A 21,864-nucleotide genomic window follows, 5' to 3' on the forward strand; every position below is an offset into this window, starting at 1 on the left:
GCTAAAATCAAGGGGCAAAAGATTCTAGGAGGTAAACGATGAAAAAACAATTAATTATCACTACATTAACAGCCGTAATCGGTTTAAGTACAATAAGTGGAATTGCTCCTGCTGATCGTCTTGAATACAAAGCCTCGGCTGCCACAATAAATTCTCAAAATAACCAGCAAGCAGTAGAAGCTAAAGCAGACCAATTAATACAAACAGCAAAAAGTTTAATAGGCAAGTCTACGTATAGCAATACGGAGTACAAGCCTACAAATCCATACAAATTTTCATGTGCAACTTTTCTTATGTATATATTCGAAAAAAATGGAGTTGACTTAGCTACATACAACGAAGATTATATGATGAAACAAGGTACTTATGTAGCAAAAGATCAATTGCAAAAAGGGGATTTACTTTTCTTTGATAGCAGAGGAGGAAATATTCCGAATCATGTCTCCATCTATATAGGCGACAATAAAGTCATTCATATGGCAGATCCTAAACAAAATATTGTCATTTCTGATTTAGATAGTAAGACGTACTATAAAGACAATTATATTACAGCACGAAGAGTACTGCCTACACTACTACCTTCAAACCCAGCAACTAAAGGGGATAGTATTGTTAGCAACGCTTATAGTTTAAAAGATAATGTGACAATGGGAACTGTCAATAATCCAGCTTCCCAACGTTTTACTGCCACTGGATTTGTAGACTATGTATATAAAACAAACGGAGTAACTTTAGGTTCTACAAATATTAAAGATTTAATGAAAAAAGGATCGACCGTTTCAAAAGCTAACTTGAAGAAAGGTGATCTCGTATACTTTAATAGTGTTGAAGGATCTAGCAATCCAACAATTGTAGCAATCTATGCAGGAGATCATCGTATCATTGTCCCTAATTCAAGTGGTATCACATCAAGAGTTTTATTTGTAGATTATTACGATAAGCATTATATTACTGCAAAGCGAGTTTACTCGGAAAGTGCATCCACTAATGTGACAACTCCTCAAATAGATACTACCGATACCAATGTATCAGCTCCAAAGGAAACAACGACGTTGCCAGCTGATAGTATTGTAAGTTTCGCTAATAATCTTATTGGTAAAGTAAAATTTGGATATGGATATAATGAAAGCTCTTTAACTTTTACAAGTGCCGGCTTTACGTATTATGTATTTAAAGAACATGGGATCGATCTTAAAGATAAATTAGCAAGCAGACAAGCGCAAGTAGGTACTGCAGTTTCAAAAACCAATATCCAAAAAGGAGATCTTTTGTTTTTCTCTACCGATAATGGCGGGAAAAATATTACACAAACAGGGATTGCCACTGGAAATAACGAATATTTAAGTCTTACTACAAAAGGTAGTATTATAAAAGAAAAATTAGACTCAACCTTTGCTCAGCAAAACTACGTAACAGCACGCCGAGTAGTTAAATAAACTGTAATCTGAATTAATTAAAATCCTTATAATTTTTAAGAACAAAATTTGTACCTAATTAGTGTACATCTTTATATACTTTCTAAGAAAAGCATTCTTCTCTCTCGAGATGAATGCTTTTTTAAAGCTGCATATTATCTTATACATATCATTCTTTCTTTAAACTATTTGCGAAGTCAATCATGGAACGACTTGACATCGGACCCTTTATCAATAAAATCGCTTGTGAATCTAACTTTGGCTGTAAGACTTTCATTACCCCTTGTATATCCTTAAAAATATGGACATTGGCTTTCGTACCATCTTCTATCGCCTTTCTAGCAATTTCTTCTGCTTTGCTTCCTATAGTTATCAAACTATGAATATCCCTTTTTGCAACAAGGCTACCGATTTCTGCATGATACTTTTTTTCAAAGTTTCCTAATCGATTAATATCACCGAGTACTAAAATAACGTTTTTATCTACCCCAATTGTATCTAATACATTTAATGCTGCCTCAACGGAAGTAGGATTATTTGTCCATGTATCATCAATTATTGTACTTCCACCAATTCCATTTGAAAATTCAAGGTGTCTGGTCATATTTTGAAATGTCGCTAGACGAGGAATCGCATCCTCCAAATCCATCCCCATTACGTGAATAGCTGCAAGCGCAGCAAGTGCATTATAAACCTGATGTTCTCCGTATCCAGAGATGAAAGCTTTAAATGTTTTATTTGAAAAATGAAAAGAAAAACTCATGCCCTTATTTGTAAACTTTACATCCGATGCTCTGAAATCAGATTTTTGACTACTTCCAAAGTAAATAATTTTCCCCTTAAAATTACGTAATGATACTTTCTTCGTATTTATATCATCTGCGTTTATGATTAGTGTACCGTCTTTTGACACTCCATCTACTATTTCTGACTTAGCTTTTATATACCCTTCGAGATTACCACAACCATCTAAATGATGAACGCCAATATTAGTAATTATCCCAATTGTCGGCTGATAAATCATACACTGATGTTTTATATTACCCGAGTTACCCAATCCAAGCTCAAAAACTGCCGCTTCGGTTCGGTCATTGATACCCACCAAATAAGGTAGGGATTGCCTTGGTTCGTTCTTACTGCTTATAGATGCATGAACATTCCTATCTTCACTTAGTATATGTTTAATCATTTCCTTCGTCGTCGTTTTACCACATGTACCTGTTATAGCTACAACTGGAATGTGAAAAAGTTTTCGATAATAATCCATGAATCCCCAATATGCTTGCACGAGACTTTTAACTTTTATTACTGTAGTATTTGACATTGCACCTTTCATTTCCTCTTTAGGTTTATCGGTAATCACAAGAGATGGTCCCTTATTATCTATTTCTTGCCAGTTTATAGAATCACTTCTGCTAACAAACATTAACGTATTTCGTGTCGTAAGTTCGTGTCGTTTATAATAGATAGCATTTCTGACATACCAAAGTTCAGAACCACTTATTAGCTCACCTTGGATTAAACCCCTAATCTCTTTTACTTGTAAAGACTTCAATAAAATTCCTCCTCTCTCAAGTTTTATATGGGCTATACTTACGTGTAAATCTCATTCACCATTCTGCAGTTTCCTAATTTCTACAATTTTTCTCCAAATGGATTTGCCATCTAGGATTTGCAAATTCGTTAATTCCATGAGTATTATTTACTTCAAAAATAATTGGTTTAGTTTCGGCATTTAACCCCAAATCAATTCTGTATTCTCTAGAAGGATACTCTGAAGCTATAACTTGAGCTGCTGAAATAGAGATTTCCTTAATACTCTCGACCAATTCCTTCTGTTCTATTTCATTCAATTGCCAATGAGGCCATTAGCATTTTCAAGAAATATACCAACTTTCGTTTTCCTCTTTTATAAAGTTCATTTTTTTCTATTATTTATTTTCAATATATTCATATATACATTTTGGTCTTTATGTTCTTTGAACATCGTTAGGTCGGGGACATAATTCCCTTCAATAATCCATATGTCTCCTTCATCAGTAATCCCAACATCAAATCCAATAATCTTCAAACCTATATTTTTTTTATCCAGTTGATTTGCAGCCGACAGACAAACTTCATCTATTTTTTTATGAAAAGCTTCACTATTTTTTGAAAGAATAGTGGAATCTTGTATAGCATCCTCTAAAGTAAGTAGCTTCTGAGCAGCATTCGTAACAATAAAACCTTTCCCAGCCAGTTTTACTATTTTGCCCGTTACGTTCCATCCGGATTCATACTTTTGAGTAATTACTCTAACGTCCAATGAACATTCGTCAATTGTAGCCAATTGTACTTTTTCTTGGATGATATAATCCTTATTAGAGGTGTAAATAGTATCCATAGCATATTTATAAATTTCATCTATATTTGGTTTAGTTATAGTGCTAATACCAGAATGAATTTCATACGATTGATGCTGTGTTCTTTTTATTTGTACAACTCCTAACCCATGCTGGCCATTACAAGGCTTAATAATAACTTCATTGTATCTTTTTACATAACCCCTAAACGTTGAACTCGTTAGTAAATCCGTCTTTGGTATTAAGGATCCTCTAAGTGATTGATACTGATCCCACTTACTAATTGAAAAATGAAGGATTGCTTCACAGATTCCTATGTTCTTCTTATCATCAGTGATAAACTCAACTACAATCGTATTACAGGTTGGAAAGGACTTTCCAAGTTTATTGGCAACGATATAAGAAAGTCCTTTGTATTTTTCAAAAAAGTACTGCTGAGTATTTGTTATAAGAATCTTGGAGTCTGAACATTTCGTTATAGAAGTTACACACCAATTAGAAGTAGAATTTTTACGATGGACAGTGACAAAGAATTGGTAAGGGGTCCTTGCAGGTTGAAGAGGTTGAATAATATAATATTTTTGTTTTATTTCATATTGGTTTATATACTCAAACATATCTTCCTTATTGGTTATAGTGATTATTTTATTTGTCGATTTAATTTGATATTTATTATTTACGAAAGAAATTATAAGATTTCCAGGACCATAAGAAGGTTTTACAACAACAGTATTATACTGATCCAAAAGGGAGAAAAGTTCTTGTCTGGAAAATAGAACCGTTTTCACTAGGTGTTTTTGCAATCGTTTTTCTTTTTGTAATAGTTTATATTGACTAAGTCTTCCCCTACTTACTCCCATTTTGTACGCCTCCTTAATATTGATACTTTTATATCCTATTCAGTAAAAAAACTTCCCTCTAGTTATTTTTTGAATTTAAAAAGTAATATACAGGCGTCAATGTCAGAAGGGTTTAGCGTAAGACCTACACTTGCTCCAAAAACCCTTGGTAATAATCACCAAGGGTTTTTGAAATTATAGTTCCTGACAGCCTAAAGCTATAATGGAACCTTGTTCAACTGGAGCAGCTCCATTCTGGTCAAAGAAACCAGTTATTACGAAGCTTTGGACAACATCAACCGCCGCTGAAGCAACTTGATCTCTAAACACTGCTTCAAATGGAAATTCCTCTCCATTTACGATTCCTGTACCGGTTACCGTTACTTCACAATTCTGACCTTCTCTTCTACATACAACAGAAGTTATTTCATTGGCCGTAAAAGTGAAATTATTTTGGTTTGGAGTTTCTGTATCTTCAAAGACTAAAGAAAGTGTAGAATTGGTCAATCTCGTTACACAAACATTCGCTAGGTACGTGAGGTTACCTTCAATCGTACCAGTCTGTCCGTTAAATCTAACGTTATTATCTTCAGAAAATGCATCCACTAATACTCCACAAGGACAAATTGTTCCCATCCCCTTCCCTCCTTTCACAAAGAATATTGTAAGATATGAATACCAATACTATTATGGCAAGGCGGTTTGTCCATTTACTTTATATAATTCGCCCCGATAAAAAGATTTATCTATTTTTTCCTTAACTTAGCAGCTAATTCTATTATAGGCTTCGTATACATATCACCTTTAATAAGAATTATTGTATCGGCATCTGCAATCTCATTTAATAAACCATAAACAAGTGTACTATTATTAAATTTATAGACTGGGGAATTTAAACCTAATTTTACTGCATGATCAGCAATGATACTTGCATGATAGCCAATCGTGATTAATACATCAACCCCATTTTGATAAACAATTTTTCCAGCTTCTTCATGAATAACATAGCCCCAAGACCCTAAATCTGTAATCGTTCCAATTACCGCTATTCTTTTTTTCCTTAATTTCACTTCATTGAGCACCTTTAAAGCTGCATCCAATGATGTCGTTGTAATACTCCATGTATCATCTAATATGATAGATCCATTGATCCCATCTACTATCTGAAGCTGTTTATTATACTTCTTAAATGATTTCAACCTTTTTGCAGCTTCCGGGATACTTACACCCATTTCATTAACCGCAGCAAGTGCAAAAAGAGCATTGTAAACCTGATGCTCACCAAATCCGGGTACAAAAACTTGATAATTTCTATTTTTGTGCTGAACACTAAACTGCATTCCATCTTTAGAGTATTCACTATTAGTAATTTTAAAGTGGCAATATGAGTTTCTCCCAACCCTGATTATTTTACCTAAGAACTTTTTTACATCGATTTTTCGGGTATTTAAATCATCTCCATTAATAATTAATACTCCTGATGGATCAATTATTTCGACCATTTCACCCTTCGCATCAATATAGCCCTCAAGCGTTTTGCAATAATTTAAGTGATGTGCTCCTACATTTGTAATAATTCCAATTGTCGGTTTGAAATATTCTCCAGCATTTAGGACATCACCAGGTGCACCTACAGCTGTTTCAAATACGGCGGCCTCTGTGCATTCTCCAATATTCAAAAGATACTGTAAAAAGGCTGTACGTGAATTACTAGTACGGTTTGTAGCAGTCACCTCTCGGTCAAAGGATAAAATATGCTTAATCATTTCTTTTGTAGTTGTTTTTCCGGCAGTGCCTGTTATAGCAACTACTGGAATGTCAAATAGATTCCTATAGTGGTGTATAAATTTCCAATATGCTTCTTCTGAATTCAAAACATATATAACTGTTATATTGTCCGGTATCTCCTCTTTGTTATACTCCCTCTCTGTCACAAGTACCATTGGAAAAAATTTCTTCAGACTTTTCCAATCTACAATCCGTTTACTTATAAAAAGAATAGTATTTTTATTCTTAATTTGTTTTAATCGGTAGGCACCATAATAAACTTCCGTGTTATCCGAACCTTGTACTAATTCACCAGAAATTATTTCCCTAATATCACTAACATTATGGACTTTCATAATTTTAAACACCTCCTCTCACACTCATAATATGTTTAAATTTATAAGTTGTTTGGATAATTATTAAAAAAATAATGGGATATATAACCATGTATCTTTTATGGCCAGTCATACATATAAGAAGAGTCTGTTTAAAAGGGAGTGAGCCGGGTGAAAGCAATTATTTTTATAAGTACAAATAAATCAGGCTCCAGTAGAGAAGCTATTAAAGCAGCTGAAAAATTGGGGTACTTTACAATTCTTTTTACAAATAATGAAAAGCAGTTTCAACAAAGGAAGGAATATAAAGATGTTCATAAAATGACTTTTGTGGACACAAGTAGCGTGAAGGAAATGAGAGAGGAAATATCTATGCTTCAGACTAAAGGTGTAGATGTCAAAACAATCGTGAGTTTTGTAGATCCTTATGTTCATATAGCTTCCACTCTTTGTGATGAATTTTGTAATAATAATAATTCGTCCAAAGCAATTAAAATGATGGAGGACAAAGAGGAAACCCGACAGTTTCTTCAAAAAGAATCTTACACACCAAGATTTATATCTATCAAGCCAAATGATATTGTTTCAACAAACTCAATAATTGAGAATTTAGGTTTACCTATTATAGTTAAGTCACCGAAATCTACAGGTTCTAAAGACGTACTCCTAGCAAAGAGAAAAGTACAACTGGAAAATAACATTGACATTCTCCGTAGTAAAAATCCAAAAGAAACGATAATCTTGGAAGAATATATTGGAGGTGATCAATATTTAATTGAAGCCGTCGTTTACAATAAAAATGCTCATATTGTTGGAGTTATTGAACAGGAAATAACTAGAGGAAAAAGGTTTATCATTACAGGATATGGAGTTCTAGTGGATGTTCCAGAAAAAATAAAAAAAGGACTAGAAGACGTTCTTCATTCAATTACTAAGGCATTTGGTATTGAAAATGGTGCGTTGCACCTCGAACTACGTTTATCTAAACAAGGTTGGAAACTCATTGAGATTAACCCAAGGATTTCTGGTGGAGCAATGAATAAGATGCTACACGCAGCATTCGGAATTAGTTTAGTAGAAGAAACGCTTAAGCTATTTCTAGGCGAAAAACCAAACCTTACTCCAAAACATCACCAACATGTATTTACTAAATACTTTGTCTCAGAAGAAAGAGGGATCCTCGAAAAAGTTACAGGAAAAGGGAGAGCAAAGAATTCCCCTGGAGTCGTTGAGGTCTATGTAAAAACTAAAAAAGGGTCTCTACTAGTTCCACCGCTATCAATGGGACACCGATATGCATATGTAATTGCAACAGGCACTAGCTTAAAAGAAGCTAAAGATCATGCAAATTCAGCTATTAACCAAATTGAATTCCATCTAAAACCTAAAGAAAATGAGGACACCTAATAAGTGCTCTCATTTTTTATTTGCTTATAGCTATTATTTTAAATTTAAATGACTATGCTTTGAAGAATTGATCTAAAAAATGAACTGTATCAAACATATTTGTTTTACTTGCTCCCTTAACTAAAATTGTATCATCCTTTGTCACTATCTTTTTTAATAATTCATGCATTTGGTCCTTGTTAGTGTAGTGATAAATATTCTTTGCTGGAAAGCCCTTTTTAAGTGCCTCTGCTCCAATTTCTTCCGTGCGAAATCCGTATGTGATTAAAATGTCAATTCCCTTTTCATGCACATAATCGCCAACTTTACTATATTCTTGCTCTCTTAGGTCTCCCAATTCTCGCATTTGACCTATAATAGCTATTTTTCGATTACCCCTAATATTAGTTAGTACATCAAGCGCAGCTCTTACGCCTTGTGGATGTGAATGAACAGTGTCATCGATGACTGTTATGTTGTCACGGCAATTGTAGATCGTTAATCTTCTTGGTGGTTTTCTAAAAATAAGTCCAGCTTTAATTTCCATTGGCGTAAAGCCCAAGTAATCTGCAACAGCAATTGCATTCAATGCATTATATACATGATGTTCACCCAATATAGGAATAAACAACGTAATTTCCTGACGTTGTAGCTTTATCTTAAAACTCATTCCATTTTCCTCGTATTTAACATCATATGCTCTATAGTTTGCTGGAGATTTTATACCAACTGTCATTATTTTTCCTTTAAATTGATCGGTCTCCAGATACTTTGAATTATCATCATCCTTGTTTAAAATTAAAATACCAGATTGGTCCATACCATGAATTAATTCGGATTTTGCATGGGCTACTTTTTTTATATCACTATCGAAGTTTCCTACATGTGCAAGACCAATATTTGTTACTATACTAATAGTTGGCTGTATAATGCTGCAATGCTCCGTTATTACCCCAGGATAAGCCATCCCATATTCTAGAACAACTGCTTCATGCGTGTCATTAATAGCTGCTGCGTGTTTTTTTGTATGCTCCGTCGTATTCCAATAATCCTTAGACTCAAAAATAGTCCATTTTTTTGATAAGATAGATGCAAGAAATGCCTTAGACGTTGTTTTTCCAGCACTTCCAGTTATCGCAATGATTGGAAGATCCACTTTTTCTTTTCTGTTGTTCTTCTTACTCTCGGTTATCTCTTTGTTTATTTTAGCTTGATTTTCAGCTATAAACTTTGCATATCTTATAGAATTAACTACTACGTCTAATTCTAAATAGAATGCTGGTGGGCAACCCGGTCGCCAGTTAACCTCATAAATCCAAATTTTTAAATTCTCATCTAATCCGATATCGATTCCGATTTCATCAATTACTTCCCCATACTTCATCATTTGAATTTCATCTAAATGATTCGCTAGCGACAAAGAGAAGTGCTCCAGCATACGTTTAATATTAAATGCCTCTTCTTTAAACTCTTGTTGCAAGAAAGGATCAAGGTAATTTGTATATCCCCCATTATTAATATTAGCAATAATTGATCCTGATGGTGCAATTCTAGGATAGATAGTGGTAATTACCCATTTTCCTTCTCCATTTTTTTGTACATGAAGCCTGAAGTCAAACACTTGACCAGACTTTGTAATGGAGTGTATATAAGGCTGAACAATAAAGGTCTCTGTGGATAGCTTTTCTATGAGGATATCGCTTAACTGTTCTTTAGTATAAGTTGTACTTACAGAATCCTTTCTTACTTCATACTTCTCGTCTGCTTTATGAATGAAATAAATTCCTTTTCCTTTTCTTCCGTCAATTGGTTTAAAAACAACTTTGTGAAAGGAAGAAATATACTTATAAAAAGTTTCTAAATCCTTTATAATTTCTGTAGGAATTAAGTAGTTTGTAAATTCCTTCGCCTCTTTTAATCTCTCACTGATATTCCACTTGTTTCCGATTGAGTTCGTGGTGAATGGAATAGAACTTTTCAATTTGTTAATTATTTCTTTTGACTTTATTAGCTTTTCGGGACTCCCAGCATTATATATTACATCAGGGAAAGGCATTATTCTCTCACGCCAGTTTCCATTCTCATACACTTGACCCCTAATTGTTCTGTTTACAAAATTTACTGTTCCTGGTGAAAAGAAAAAAAAGTTAATTCCCTCGGCCCTCGCAACAGCCGCATACGCATATGACTTGATGACTGTTTTAGGATCTTTTCGATGATGTAACATTCCTATTGTTATCATTTTAATCTCCTTTATATTTAGTCTATTTAAACTTTGCAATATTACCCCAATGGACGATAAAGAAACAAAACTTAACATCGCTTTATAAGTATTAGATTCGACAATTATTTCTTGTATTCGGACAAACGTTCAGTTTTTATATAAAATATCCTCTATCATTAAAAAAACCCTCAGAATTTCAAAGGGATAAGTTTATCACTACCATTTAGGCTCAATAATAATTTTCCTTGTTAACATTTTGGTCTCCAAAGTTTGGATGGCACAGATGAAGTTTGTATCAATAACCCTGCAAATAGATGTTTTCTCTAATCTAACCACATCACAAGGAGCGTTGGACACATTACCTTCAATATCTATTGGTCGCAGTAGTGAAATTGTTACACAGCATTTTTCTAAATCAACGAGTTCAATTCTGAAGTAGTTAGTTTCAAATCCATCCTGCACATTGCTTATTGTTAGTAAGTCTCCTTTTGTTGTTGTAAGTAGAAAGGGAATAGTATCGGTACCTACTATTTTAGCTAGTAAATTTCCGAAAAACTTTGTTTGAGAGTCTTGTAAAAAATCTTGAAGTAATTTTAATTCGTAGAACGCCTTACATATATAATTACAACTTTCACTGGACAATTAACAGTTCACTCCCTCCTACACTATTAATATAGTTTTTGTTCTATTAAAGAGGCTCCATATAAAACTTTATCTCCTTAGCTGCCGCTAAAGTATTCTCCTCTGCTTGTTTTGCGGATTCGGATGCTGCAACGATACATGCGTATCGATCACCCATTGAATAAGGCCTTTTAAGAACTCTTCCAATTTTCGGTTTTATATGAACATATTTAATATCATCATGCTCTAATGCCCGTTCTTTACCAATAACTCTTAGTAATTTACCTCTTTTTTCTATCGTTAAATACCTAGCATATACATACTTTTTTCTCGTTTTTATAAAAGAAAACTCTTCTCCTAAATAAACTTTTAATATTTCTTTTAGAAGATTAATACCAGTGCCTTCTTCAATAATTCTGTTCATGGCACCACCCGACATTCTCGGATTAATTTCAATCAGTTTCCATTCACCTTGGACAAGTTTCATCTCCATATGACATGATCCATTAGAAAATCCTATTTGTTCAATAATGCTCGATATATGCAAACGGAGCCTATTTAGTATTTCCTCTTCTAACATTGCTGGATATTTATAAGCCATGACAATAAATTTTCCATTATATATTACTTCTTGTTCAATTATCTCTATAAATTTTATCTCATCATGATGGACCACTAATTCAATCAAGTACTGCGGTCCTTGTAAAAATTCCTCAATTAGCAAGCATTTATTTGGATATCTTTTTTGCAAGTCAATTATATTTTTTGCTAAATTTTCTAATGTTTCAACCTTTAACACGTCCTTAGAGCCATTCGAAACAGGTGCTTTTATTATTAAAGGGAGATTGGGTTCAAGCTCTGCGTCTAAACTTTGAAAGGGAGTTCCTGGATGAATTATCCAGTAATGAGGGGATACAGATAAATGCTTAAACTTTTCTCTTATAGTTATTTTATCTTCCATTAAAATTAGTGATTCCAATGAGGCCCTCCCAACACCTAACCGATTAGATAGACGTATCGAATAAGAAACATAGGGATCAATGAAACTAAAGCAAGCGCATATTTCCTTCCCTTCCCTTTGTAGTTCAGCTATTTTTTTCATCACTAGATGTTCGTCAAACAAGTTATTCATAAATAGAGTTTCATTTGCTTCCTTGTATTCCCGCTGGTTGTTCTTATCAGTAAACAAAACAACCCAGTACCCCATTTCACTTGCAACCATTAGAGCCTCTTTACTTGTACCAGAGTTATAACTTCCTATGAACACAATCGACTTCATAAATTAACCACCTATTTTCATCCATACTTACTGTATTTATATAATATGAACGAAAATACAGAGCTCTAACGTTGATTGCCTATTACAGGAAGATAATTTTTCCATTCACGCCTCCCCAAAAAACGGGTAAAAGAAACCCCCAATCCTTTTAGTTCAAAACCTGTTTCTATCGCTTTCGAAGGGCCTGAACAGACTTTTTGCTATATTTATTATTACCGATTGAATTTTTGAAGAGGCTGGGACAAAACCCATCTCAAAATTAAAAGCAGTTCAAATTTTACTATGGAGTAAAATTGAACTGCTTTATTTTTATATATACTTCGTAGCCGCTGTTTTCCGTTACGACGGACGCTTTCCTGGGGGCACGGGTCGAGCCTGTAGTCTCTCCCACGCGCTTGTCCCCTAGGAGTCGCCGCCTTCACTCCAAACAACTGATATCTCTTCTATATCAAGAAAATCCCTGCATAATTTCAAGTATCAAAAAAGGACACATTCTGTTTAAATTTAAGTATCCTACTACCAAATTCTAAATGAAAGAAGTGTCCCTATGTTTAAAGAATATAACATGAATCAACTTATTTTATCGCTAGATTTAGAGGTGAAATTACAAAAAAATGATATTGCTTTTTCTATCCACCATTTGGTCGAAAGTATTCCGCACGAAGCGTTTAATGCCTTTGTCCGACACACTTGCTGTCCAACCTATCATCCACGCATGATGTGGCTCGCTCAGGGATACGAGCCAAGCTACCGTACCATCAATCGTTTCCCTATCCACCCCGATATGAAAGAACTTATTCGTCAGCGCTTCGTTCGCTTCCGTTGCCAGTTAGTAGAAGAGAAGCTAATTGATCAAGAGACGATTTTTATCGATGGTACAAAAATAGAAGCGAACGTCAAGAAATTCATGTTTGTCTGGAAGAAGTCCGTTCAAAGGCATCATTCACTATACATTAATTTCATCTAATCATATTATCTTAGCGATAAGTCATACTAAGTCTTCTTGTTGGGTTCTACTCAATTAATTGATTGTAGTGGAAGGCGGCGGCGACTCCAGCGGAAAAAGCGTTAGCTGAAGACCCCACAGCGAAGACATTGGTCAAACTTTGTTTGGGCAATGTCTTTGCGACGAGTAACCGCAGGAGCATATGTTTTCCAGCGAGGAGGCTGAAGCAACGCCCGCCGGAAGCGTCCGCATGAAACGAAAATCAGTAGTATTATTTTTTTAAAAATTACCTTGAAAACAGTGTTAAGGAATCACTTTTTTATACTTTCTTAAAAAAAAGCTACCAGAACCCTTTGTAGGAGCTGATAGCTTTTCAATCCTGTTTAATAATTAAACTAGTGAACCACCCGATTTACTATATTTAATAATTCCTTCAGCGCTTTTATAAGCTAGCGCTGCTACTGTTCCGGTTGGATTATAGCCTCCATTATGCGCGAAGTTTCCTGCTCCAACTACAAACAAATTCTCTGCATTCCAGTGTTGTAAATATGGATTTACTACACTATTTTCTGGACTTGCCCCCATAATTGTCCCACCCGTATTATGAGTTGTCTGATAGCCTACGATATCGTAATCCGTTATGACCTCTTTCCCTTCTACCGTTTTCGCTCCCATTTCCTTCATAATATTTGTAGATACTTCAGTAATATACTTATGCAAGGCTCTATCCTGATCCGTAAAATTATACGTCATTTGGAGGAGTGGTAACCCGTAAACATCCTTGTATTTACTATCAAGCGACAAGTAATTTTCCTTATGAGGCATCGATGCACCTTGGGCTCCAATTGATAATGTACGAGTGTAATTGTATATAGAATTTTTCTTGAATTCTGCACCCCAGGTTGGTGTACCCCGTTGTATTGGATTCGTTTCGATCGGTCTAAATCCGGTTTGTGTGATGGAAATACTACCACCATGAATAAAATCTAAATCACTATGATCGAAGTTGTCCGCATTATAATCATCGATAGACATACCAAGGGCTCCAGCCCCCATAAATGTGTTCATTTGCTCATCAAAGAAACCAGTTGCACCAGGTAATATTTGATAGCAATAATTCTTACCAAGTGTTCCTCTTCCTGTTTCAGGGTCATATTGCTCACCAATTTTAGATACCATTAGCAGCTTTGCATTATTCATAACGTAGCTTGCTAGAACAACGACTTCGGCTTCTTGGATAAATTCTTCCCCAGACTGTGTGTCTAAATATCTTACACCAGTCACCTTATCCCCATTTTTTACAACTTCCAATACATTTGCATGAAATCTTGATTCAAAATTCCCGGTTTTTGTAGCCGTCGGAATAACGGTTATTTCAGGTGATGTCTTGGCTCCATATTCACAACCAAATCGCTCACAGAAACCACAATATTGACATGCATTTATGACCTCTCCATCTGGATTTGTGTATGCTTCCGAGAGATTTGCAGAGGGTAGCATAAAAGGAGAATAGCCTAGTGACTTGGTCGCTCCTTCAAACTTTTTCAAGATGGGAGTTTTTTTCATGGGAGGTGTCGGGAAGTCCTGCGCCCTCTTACCCCAAAATGGATTTTTATCTTCCCCGGAAATCCCTGCGGTTTGATCATATTTATAAAAATACGGTTCTAACTCGTCGTAGGTAACACCCCAATCTTGAAGTAAATAATCACTGGATAACTTATTTGGACCATATTTTGCGTCTGTCATCGTTTTAATTTGAAAATCATATGGATAAAATCTCCATGTATGCCCATTCCAGTGTGTTCCTGAACCTCCTAATCCCTCACCGAGTAAAAAAGAACTCATCTGTCTCATTGGAAGTGCAGGCATCTTTCGGTTATTTCGAATAGTAATAGTCTCTTTTGATACTTCCTGCATTAATTCATAACGAACAGCATAACGATACTCGTCATGTATTTTTTGATAGTCTTCTGTCCCTCGTTTTCTTCCTCTTTCTAAACCAATCACCTTTAGTCCAGCTTTTGCACATTCTGCCGCAATGATTCCGCCAGTCCAACCTAAACCAACAATAACGACATCTACTTTTGGTAATGTAGTAGCCATAAATCTTCCCCTCTACTTTCGTTTACATTCCGCCAAGTGACATTGGCTCGATTTTTTGGAATTTATCTTCTTCAATTACATTTATATATGCCATTTGATGTCCAGGAAACTCTTTCATCTTCCAACCATCCATGTTTCGATTACCACCATACATTGGATCCGCATAGGCTCCTTCTAATGTTGCTGTTCGAAGTAAGCGGAAGAAAAACGCTGAGGTAACTCCCGTCATTGCAATTTCATCGTTTTGAAAAGCTGTTAGAATCTCATCCATTTGCTCAGCTTCTAAACTAGAAAATCCCTTATCAAATCTATTACTAGCCTCTTCTTCTAGCTTAGCAATTCCTTGCCTAAAAATTGAAGCTCTTGTTAACCGACTCTGATATCCTTGAGTTTTAGCACCTACAGCAAACGGACCTTGCATGTATTCTTTTGTATTACTCCCATACTGTCCCGCTAGTTGGTGATCAATAAAATAAGGTACCCCCAAATCAATTGCACCTGGTCCTAAATCATCTTTCGGAAAAATACGTTCCGTGGCATTTGAGAGCACATCGAACTCTCTCTGATTTTGAAAAAATTGGAATCCCTGGTTAGTTGCCATCTCATGATTTGTAGTTCCTGTATCAGATACACTTTTATCTGTCTTATCTACATTTAACCCAACTAAGCCACCGATTAACCCGCCACCAATTAATGCTCCAGTAGCAATCCCTGTCGTTTTTAGAAAGTCTCTTCTTGAATAGTTTTTTGGTTTTTCTGTCATATACATAGTCTCCTTAAAGAAAATGATCTTACTGGGAACTTCTTAAAAAAGGATATACAAATCTATTCAGTTTTAATCACTCAACATGTTTTATTAGCATATTTTGTTCTTTCGTGAAGATTATTACTTTAAAACTTGTCCGAAAAGCAAGAATGCAGTTTAGCGATTCTGTGTAGAAAATACTAGTATTGGCATTTGTAAAATATTGCATTCATGTTTCTCACAATTTTATTGAAAATTATGATATGATAGAACATAAAATTTTATTTGAGTTAGGAGTGCTTATATTGAAGGTTCAACCATCTACTAAAATGTCATTATTTAAAAAAGCAATTTTTGGGGATTTGAAAGCCGCCGCAGCTGCCAAGCAAGCTCTAGGCTTTGACCTATATGATTTAAGCCTAGGTAGTCCTGACCTTCCACCAGATGAACGTGCTAGAAAAGTATTATCAGATCTTAGCTACGCAACAGATTCATATGGCTATACTCTTACTGGAACAACACGCTTCAATGAAGCAGTTGCAGATTATTATAAACGTCGCTCCAATGTTCTATTGGATCCAGAAACTCAGATTGTTCAAACGATGGGTTCACAGGAAGGACTTGTCCATCTCCCAATTGCCTTTTGTGATGAAGGAGATATTATTCTTACGACAAATCCTGGTTATGTAGCCTATGATGCTGGCATTAAACTTGCTGGTGCAGAACCCTATTATATGGAACTATTAGAAGAAAATAAGTTTTTACCTGATTTAGATGCAATACCTAAAGAGATTGCAATGAAGGCAAAACTAATGATATTAAATTTGCCAGGAAATCCAGTTCCAGCAATGCCTGATCCGATTTTCTTTGAGAAAGTTGTTGCCTTTGCCAATAAATACAATATAGCTGTTCTACATGATGCAGCTTATTCAGAATTCTATTTTACTGGGAATTCGCCAAGCAGCTTCCTCTCAACACCGGGAGCATTAGAAGTAGGTATGGAGATCAACTCTTTATCGAAAAGCTTTAGCCTTGCTGGTACTCGGATTGCTTATATTGCTGGAAACGCAGAGATGATTAATATTATGAAGCAACTAAAATCGAATTTAGATTTTGGGATTTACGGTCCCATTCAGGAAGCAGGAATTGTTGTCTTAAACCATGCAGAAGAGATAACAGAACGTTTGCGTATGATATTTTCTGAGAGACATCATTTCCTCACAAACGCATTAACTGATCTTGGATGGAAAGTCGCTCCTTCCACTGGGGGGATGTTCGTTTGGGCAAAATATCCACATGAAATGAATGACATGGATTTCGTCTTTCAAGTAATTGATCAAACTGGAGTCGTAATGGTACCAGGAACCGTTTTTGGGTCCGCTGGTGCAGGCTACGTTCGCGTTGCATTAGTGCAGGATATAGATGTATTGAGACAAGCGGTAGAACAATTAAAGAAATTAGAAGTACTTACAATTTGTTAATATTAGAATAAAGCTCTTTGTAATCCCAAAATAACAGATGAGCTTCTATCACGATTATAAAAAATAATCTTTAGTCTGTTTATCGACTAAAGATTGTTTTTAGTTGGAGCTATTAAAACGAACTAGTTTTTTGCAGATTAACTTTAACTATTGAGACTAGGCGTTAAAGTTAGTTATGAAAATATTTTTTCACGGGAGTTTAATCTAATATAATCCTCACCCTTTAATAGATATATATATTATTTGTTTAATCATATATTTCCAATCTTTGGGAGTAGAAAAAAGACTAAGAGTGACTAGACAAGGATCTGCCTAGCTATCTCTTAGTCCATCTTCCTCCACTTTAGGATGTACGAGTGCAAACCTTTCCCAACGCCTACTTTTCCATCTAAAGTACATAATTGTAGCACGAGTCCATTCATCTGCTGCTATTGCTAGCCAAACTCCTGCTAAACCTAAATCCATTACAAAAATCAAAAAATATCCCAATGGCAAACTCATCATCACCATAGATAGAGCACCCATAATAACCGGAAAAGTTGCATCACCTGCAGCACGTAATGAATTGATAATCACTATATTTATCGTTCGTCCTGTTTCTAATACAAAACTTAGTAGTAACACAGATGCACCAATTTTGATAATTTGTGTATTGTCAGTAAATAACCCCATAAGTGGATAACGTAGAATGATGACGATTGTTACCATTGTTACAGTAAAAACTATGGCCCATTTCACACTAAACCAAACTGATTTATATGCTTCATCTTTTTCATTTGCTCCTACCAATCGTCCGACAATTATCGCTGTTCCCATTCCAATTGCAATAGCAAATAAGTACGTGAACATCGATATATTCACAGCATATTGCCTAGCTGCCAATGATTCTGCTCCTAAATAGGTAACGTAGTATAAGAATACAATTTGACAGCCTTGGTATAAAATCTGTTCAAATGCAGATGGAAGACCAATCCGTAAAATCTTTTTAATATACTCTTTGGACAAAGTGAAGTAATAGTGAACCTGTACTCGATACTCCATCACTCGGTATAACAGCCAGAAGAATACAAGTAATGCTAAAAACCGACTTAGTACAGATGAAATAGCTGCACCTTGAACGCCTAGTTCTGGAAATCCAAATTTCCCGAAAATTAACACATAGTTTCCTATGACATGGAATATATTCATCCCAAGGGAAACAAACATTGTCTGCTTCGTATAACCATGAACACGAATAATAGCCGAAAGTGCATTAATAATAGCCTGTAAAAAAATTGCCCCTCCAACAATCGTCAAATATTGATGAGCATGGACTAGAACATCCCCTTGCAGATTCATTGCAATCATCATACTTTTAGAAAATAAAACGAATCCAATACTGAGGAGAATCCCCACACATAAGTTTAGGGTTACTGCCAATCCTGAAATCTTCGATGCTTCTATATAACGCCTTGAGCCTAAATATTGAGAAACAACAATTGCCGCACCATTTCCAACAACCTCTAGTACTAAGATAGCTATATGAATATACTGGTTTGCTGCTCCTACTCCTGAAACTGCATCATCCGAAAGGGCACTGAGCATGAATGTATCCGCAATTCCCATTAACATAAACAAAAATACTTCCAAAAAAATCGGCCAAGTCAAGGTGAACAGGCTTAACTTTTCTCCCAAATTGCTTTTTTTAGTAACTACCACTGCAACTCCTTCTTTATCTTGAAATTTTGATAAGAAGAATCTTACCATAGAAAATGCATTTCTACTATAGGTTTATAAGAAAAGTGCAGACGCTATAAGAACTGAGGTGATTTCGTACAATTTTTCCAGCAATACAAAAATGCACGTTTGACTATTTGGAAGTCAACGTGCATTATATATTATTCAATTCCTACATGTTTATGAATATACTCCCTGATTTCAGGAACAGATAACTCTAACTCATACGTCAAAAGGTTATCTTTCACATAAGCTAATTTGTTCCGCTCCACAGCATCGGATGGTATGTGTAATAAATTGTCCAAATATAATATTCCCTCATTAGTTATCATTCGATCATGATCACTTAGTAGACCTTTATCATTTAGTTCACCCTGAATACTTTCCAAATTATTGCCTAATGCTTTTTTTAAGACTTCTCCTAGTTCACCTGTGTTTTTATCATTTTTTTCTAAGAAGTTACAAACATAGTATGCTAAAAGTATTTGTTCCTTTTCTACTAATTTCCCCATTGTATCTCCCCATTCCATCATTTTCCCTGTTATTCCCTTTCACATTAAATCCTAAACATATAAAACCTGAATATTCCATATCCAGGTTTTATGATTCATTCAGAAAATATTTTTTCAATGTCTTTTTTTATCGATTCTGGGCTATCTGTTGGTGCATATCTTTTAATGATTTCCCCTTTTTCATCGACAAGAAATTTAGTGAAATTCCATTTGATATTTTTCGATAAAATCCCTTTACTGTTAGTGGTTAAATGTTGGAAGAGCGGATGCGCATCTTTTCCATTAAGCTTGGTCATTTCATGCATTGGAAATGTGACGCCATAACTCATTCGACAAGCTTGCTCTGCTTCCTCAGCATTACCTAATTCTTGCTTGAATTGATTTGAAGGGAATCCTAGTACAACGAGCCCATCATCCTTATAATCATTATATATTCTTTCAAGTCCATCAAACTGACCGCTTAGACCACATTTAGTTGCAGTGTTGACGATGAGCATTGGCTTTCCCTTATACTCATTTAACTCGTACTCTTGGCCATCAGATTTTTTAACTTTAATATCATAAATGCTCATATTACTCACTCCTTAAGTTGATTTAGAATTGCATTTAACTCTTTTAGATTGGTCATTAAAGTCTGTGCGTTAATTTCTAAATAATTGCAACTAGTAATTTTACTTATAATTGCCCGTTCGATTGGTTTCTCCTGCTCTATAGACTTTTCCGTTAACGAAATAACGAATGCTCGTCGATCCTTATCAGACTGCTGTTTGTTAAGCCATCCATTACTGATCATACGGTTGATAATAGGATTCAATGTTCCAATCCCAAGCCCTAATTGATTTCCGATATCCTTTACTAACAAGTTATTCTGTTCCCATAGCGTGAGAAGTACTAGATATTGCGAGAATGTTAAATGAAATGGTTCTAAAGTTCGGGCATATAATTTGGAAAAATTACTAGATGCCTTGTATACCTCGAAGCATAGCTGTTGTTCCAATTTGGAAGGGTTGTTCAAAAAAATCACACCTAATAGATTTATTTATAATACTATTATTTCTACATCAATAGAGTTTTTTACTGCTTTAGAATACGGGCAATAGTCATGGGCTTTTTGTACATATTTTTCTTTTAGCTCATCGTCTAAGCCAAAAATTTCGACCTCTAGCTTAGCAGCTAACTTCACTCCACCGTTTTCGTTATCGGTGATTAATGAAATAGTTGCGGTAACTTCACTCTTTTCTACTTTTACTTTATCATGTTCAAGCACTAGCTCCAAGGCACTATTAAAGCATGAACTATAGCCTGCAGCAAAAAGCTGTTCTGGGTTTGATGCAGTAGTTGCTTCTCCACCTAAAGCTTGCGGTTTAGCAATATCCAGATAAAATATATTATCTAGTGAATGTACCTCACCTTGTCGACCACCTGTGTTTACAATAGTTGTTTCGTATAATGTTTTCATATTACACCCTCCTTTTATTTTAATCGTGTACGATATATTTATCACAGTAAACTATATCGTGTACGATGTAAAATGATATGCATTTGTAAAATAAAAAATGCATGGAGTTTTCGACTTGAAAACTTCACACATTTTTATTTTAGGAACCTATAAACAAAGCACACTGACTAATTGCGATAAAGAATGCTGCGTTATTTACAGGAGTATTGTCATTTACTTCAAGTTGAATTTTAAAAACCTTGTCGAGACTCGCCTTCCACCTTGCGATCTCATCGTCATTATAGACAAATTTAGACCAACCTTCTATTTCTTTATCTAATTCAATCTGCAAATTACCATCAGTAATTAATAAGTCTGGCACTAGTTCTTTCCACTTATCATACGCAACTATGTATTTCTTCTCTTCGGTATAGTCAAATGCTTCAAAATAAACTTTTCCTTTGCGAGATACTTTTTTACACATACACTTTAATTCACCATTTGTATCGTAAACGTTATACCAAAGAAAGTAACGGTAATCCATTATTTTATCTAATCGCTTCTTTAAACCATTGGAATAATATCGTTGAAATATATACACGATTTCTCCCTTTTCATTATAAACAGAGGTTTTCGGAGTCTCCTCAATATCAATAGGCTGTTCGTATGTATAGTTTGCCACGTTCATCCCTCCTGTAAAAAATATAACATAACT

The 21,864-nt window shown here is 35.0% G+C and carries 18 protein-coding genes and 1 pseudogene; 4 read left to right on the forward strand and 15 right to left on the reverse strand.

Features of this window, described 5'->3' with window-relative positions; translation table 11 throughout:
• The first annotated feature begins 38 nt into the window (after positions 1-38).
• Positions 39-1,436 (forward strand): C40 family peptidase, encoded by a 1,398-nt coding sequence (locus ACQCPR_RS18320; protein WP_427137743.1) that lies wholly within the window; start codon positions 39-41, stop codon positions 1,434-1,436.
• A 148-nt stretch (positions 1,437-1,584) separates the two neighbouring features.
• Here the strand turns inward: ACQCPR_RS18320 and ACQCPR_RS18325 are convergent, their stop codons facing one another.
• The 4 genes from ACQCPR_RS18325 to ACQCPR_RS18340 all read right to left on the reverse strand — a co-directional run bounded on the left by ACQCPR_RS18325 (position 1,585) and on the right by ACQCPR_RS18340 (position 6,719).
• Positions 1,585-2,970, reverse strand: coding sequence for a UDP-N-acetylmuramoyl-tripeptide--D-alanyl-D-alanine ligase (locus ACQCPR_RS18325; RefSeq protein WP_427137744.1), 1,386 nt, complete (start codon positions 2,968-2,970; stop codon positions 1,585-1,587).
• Between the two features lie 363 nt (positions 2,971-3,333).
• Positions 3,334-4,617 (reverse strand): YheC/YheD family protein, encoded by a 1,284-nt coding sequence (locus ACQCPR_RS18330; protein WP_427137745.1) that lies wholly within the window; start codon positions 4,615-4,617, stop codon positions 3,334-3,336.
• 174 nt (positions 4,618-4,791) lie between these two features.
• A complete protein-coding gene (locus ACQCPR_RS18335) occupies positions 4,792-5,232 on the reverse strand; it encodes a hypothetical protein (protein WP_427137746.1) in 441 nt (146 codons plus the stop codon).
• A 110-nt stretch (positions 5,233-5,342) separates the two neighbouring features.
• Positions 5,343-6,719: a Mur ligase family protein gene (locus tag ACQCPR_RS18340; RefSeq protein ID WP_427137747.1), complete on the reverse strand. Its 1,377-nt coding sequence runs from the start codon at positions 6,717-6,719 to the stop codon at positions 5,343-5,345.
• Between the two features lie 150 nt (positions 6,720-6,869).
• Here ACQCPR_RS18340 and ACQCPR_RS18345 point away from each other — a divergent pair, with 150 nt between their 5' ends.
• A complete protein-coding gene (locus ACQCPR_RS18345; protein WP_427137748.1) occupies positions 6,870-8,105 on the forward strand; it encodes an ATP-grasp domain-containing protein in 1,236 nt (411 codons plus the stop codon).
• 52 nt (positions 8,106-8,157) lie between these two features.
• Here ACQCPR_RS18345 and ACQCPR_RS18350 read toward each other — a convergent pair whose 3' ends face one another.
• From ACQCPR_RS18350 to ACQCPR_RS18360, 3 genes are all read right to left on the reverse strand, one after another.
• A complete protein-coding gene (locus tag ACQCPR_RS18350; RefSeq protein WP_090565947.1) occupies positions 8,158-10,326 on the reverse strand; it encodes a YheC/YheD family protein in 2,169 nt (722 codons plus the stop codon).
• A 198-nt stretch (positions 10,327-10,524) separates the two neighbouring features.
• Positions 10,525-10,950 (reverse strand): CotY/CotZ family spore coat protein, encoded by a 426-nt coding sequence (locus tag ACQCPR_RS18355; RefSeq protein ID WP_090565944.1) that lies wholly within the window; start codon positions 10,948-10,950, stop codon positions 10,525-10,527.
• Positions 10,951-10,996: 46 nt separating this feature from the next.
• Positions 10,997-12,208 (reverse strand): ATP-grasp domain-containing protein, encoded by a 1,212-nt coding sequence (locus tag ACQCPR_RS18360; RefSeq protein WP_090565941.1) that lies wholly within the window; start codon positions 12,206-12,208, stop codon positions 10,997-10,999.
• Positions 12,209-12,755: 547 nt separating this feature from the next.
• Here ACQCPR_RS18360 and ACQCPR_RS18365 point away from each other — a divergent pair.
• Positions 12,756-13,154: pseudogene (locus ACQCPR_RS18365) on the forward strand (transposase); the annotation flags it as partial.
• Positions 13,155-13,544: 390 nt separating this feature from the next.
• Here the strand turns inward: ACQCPR_RS18365 and ACQCPR_RS18370 are convergent.
• Positions 13,545-15,257, reverse strand: a complete 1,713-nt coding sequence (locus ACQCPR_RS18370; RefSeq protein ID WP_090565938.1) for a GMC family oxidoreductase — start codon at positions 15,255-15,257, stop codon at positions 13,545-13,547.
• A 22-nt stretch (positions 15,258-15,279) separates the two neighbouring features.
• The gene (locus tag ACQCPR_RS18375; RefSeq protein ID WP_427137749.1) at positions 15,280-16,020 is read right to left on the reverse strand and encodes a gluconate 2-dehydrogenase subunit 3 family protein; all 741 of its coding nucleotides are present in this window, start codon (positions 16,018-16,020) and stop codon (positions 15,280-15,282) included.
• 287 nt (positions 16,021-16,307) lie between these two features.
• On the opposite strand from ACQCPR_RS18375, the gene ACQCPR_RS18380 reads away from it, so the two are divergent.
• Positions 16,308-17,483 (forward strand): aminotransferase class I/II-fold pyridoxal phosphate-dependent enzyme, encoded by a 1,176-nt coding sequence (locus ACQCPR_RS18380; protein WP_427137750.1) that lies wholly within the window; start codon positions 16,308-16,310, stop codon positions 17,481-17,483.
• Between the two features lie 312 nt (positions 17,484-17,795).
• Here ACQCPR_RS18380 and ACQCPR_RS18385 read toward each other — a convergent pair whose 3' ends face one another.
• The 6 genes from ACQCPR_RS18385 to ACQCPR_RS18410 form a co-directional block, all read right to left on the reverse strand.
• Positions 17,796-19,229, reverse strand: coding sequence for an MATE family efflux transporter (locus tag ACQCPR_RS18385; protein ID WP_427137751.1), 1,434 nt, complete (start codon positions 19,227-19,229; stop codon positions 17,796-17,798).
• A gap of 131 nt (positions 19,230-19,360) precedes the next feature.
• Positions 19,361-19,711, reverse strand: coding sequence for a hypothetical protein (locus ACQCPR_RS18390; RefSeq protein WP_090565926.1), 351 nt, complete (start codon positions 19,709-19,711; stop codon positions 19,361-19,363).
• A gap of 95 nt (positions 19,712-19,806) precedes the next feature.
• The gene (locus ACQCPR_RS18395; protein WP_090565923.1) at positions 19,807-20,283 is read right to left on the reverse strand and encodes a glutathione peroxidase; all 477 of its coding nucleotides are present in this window, start codon (positions 20,281-20,283) and stop codon (positions 19,807-19,809) included.
• 5 nt (positions 20,284-20,288) lie between these two features.
• Positions 20,289-20,726, reverse strand: a complete 438-nt coding sequence (locus ACQCPR_RS18400) for a MarR family winged helix-turn-helix transcriptional regulator (protein ID WP_427137752.1) — start codon at positions 20,724-20,726, stop codon at positions 20,289-20,291.
• A 24-nt stretch (positions 20,727-20,750) separates the two neighbouring features.
• Positions 20,751-21,170 carry an organic hydroperoxide resistance protein gene (locus ACQCPR_RS18405; RefSeq protein ID WP_090565919.1) on the reverse strand — a complete coding sequence of 140 codons (420 nt, stop codon included), beginning with the start codon at positions 21,168-21,170 and terminating at the stop codon, positions 20,751-20,753.
• A gap of 139 nt (positions 21,171-21,309) precedes the next feature.
• Entirely contained in the window at positions 21,310-21,831 is a 522-nt protein-coding gene (locus tag ACQCPR_RS18410; RefSeq protein ID WP_427137753.1) for a tubby C-terminal domain-like protein, read from the reverse strand.
• Positions 21,832-21,864: the final 33 nt, after the last annotated feature.

Source organism: Psychrobacillus psychrodurans, from assembly GCF_050209195.1.
GTDB lineage: Bacteria > Bacillota > Bacilli > Bacillales_A > Planococcaceae > Psychrobacillus > Psychrobacillus psychrodurans.

Excerpts from the sequence above, each read along its gene's own strand:
- ACQCPR_RS18385 (WP_427137751.1), bottom strand. The coding sequence starts at position 19,229 with ATGGTAAGATTCTTCTTATCAAAATTTCAAGATAAAGAAGGAGTTGCA.
- ACQCPR_RS18360 (WP_090565941.1), bottom strand. The coding sequence starts at position 12,208 with ATGAAGTCGATTGTGTTCATAGGAAGTTATAACTCTGGTACAAGTAAA.
- ACQCPR_RS18350 (WP_090565947.1), bottom strand. The coding sequence starts at position 10,326 with ATGATAACAATAGGAATGTTACATCATCGAAAAGATCCTAAAACAGTC.
- ACQCPR_RS18340 (WP_427137747.1), bottom strand. The coding sequence starts at position 6,719 with ATGAAAGTCCATAATGTTAGTGATATTAGGGAAATAATTTCTGGTGAA.
- ACQCPR_RS18395 (WP_090565923.1), bottom strand. The coding sequence starts at position 20,283 with ATGAGCATTTATGATATTAAAGTTAAAAAATCTGATGGCCAAGAGTAC.
- ACQCPR_RS18390 (WP_090565926.1), bottom strand. The coding sequence starts at position 19,711 with ATGGGGAAATTAGTAGAAAAGGAACAAATACTTTTAGCATACTATGTT.
- ACQCPR_RS18335 (WP_427137746.1), bottom strand. The coding sequence starts at position 5,232 with ATGGGAACAATTTGTCCTTGTGGAGTATTAGTGGATGCATTTTCTGAA.
- ACQCPR_RS18370 (WP_090565938.1), bottom strand. The coding sequence starts at position 15,257 with ATGGCTACTACATTACCAAAAGTAGATGTCGTTATTGTTGGTTTAGGT.
- ACQCPR_RS18330 (WP_427137745.1), bottom strand. The coding sequence starts at position 4,617 with ATGGGAGTAAGTAGGGGAAGACTTAGTCAATATAAACTATTACAAAAA.
- ACQCPR_RS18405 (WP_090565919.1), bottom strand. The coding sequence starts at position 21,170 with ATGAAAACATTATACGAAACAACTATTGTAAACACAGGTGGTCGACAA.
- ACQCPR_RS18375 (WP_427137749.1), bottom strand. The coding sequence starts at position 16,020 with ATGACAGAAAAACCAAAAAACTATTCAAGAAGAGACTTTCTAAAAACG.
- ACQCPR_RS18320 (WP_427137743.1), top strand. The coding sequence starts at position 39 with ATGAAAAAACAATTAATTATCACTACATTAACAGCCGTAATCGGTTTA.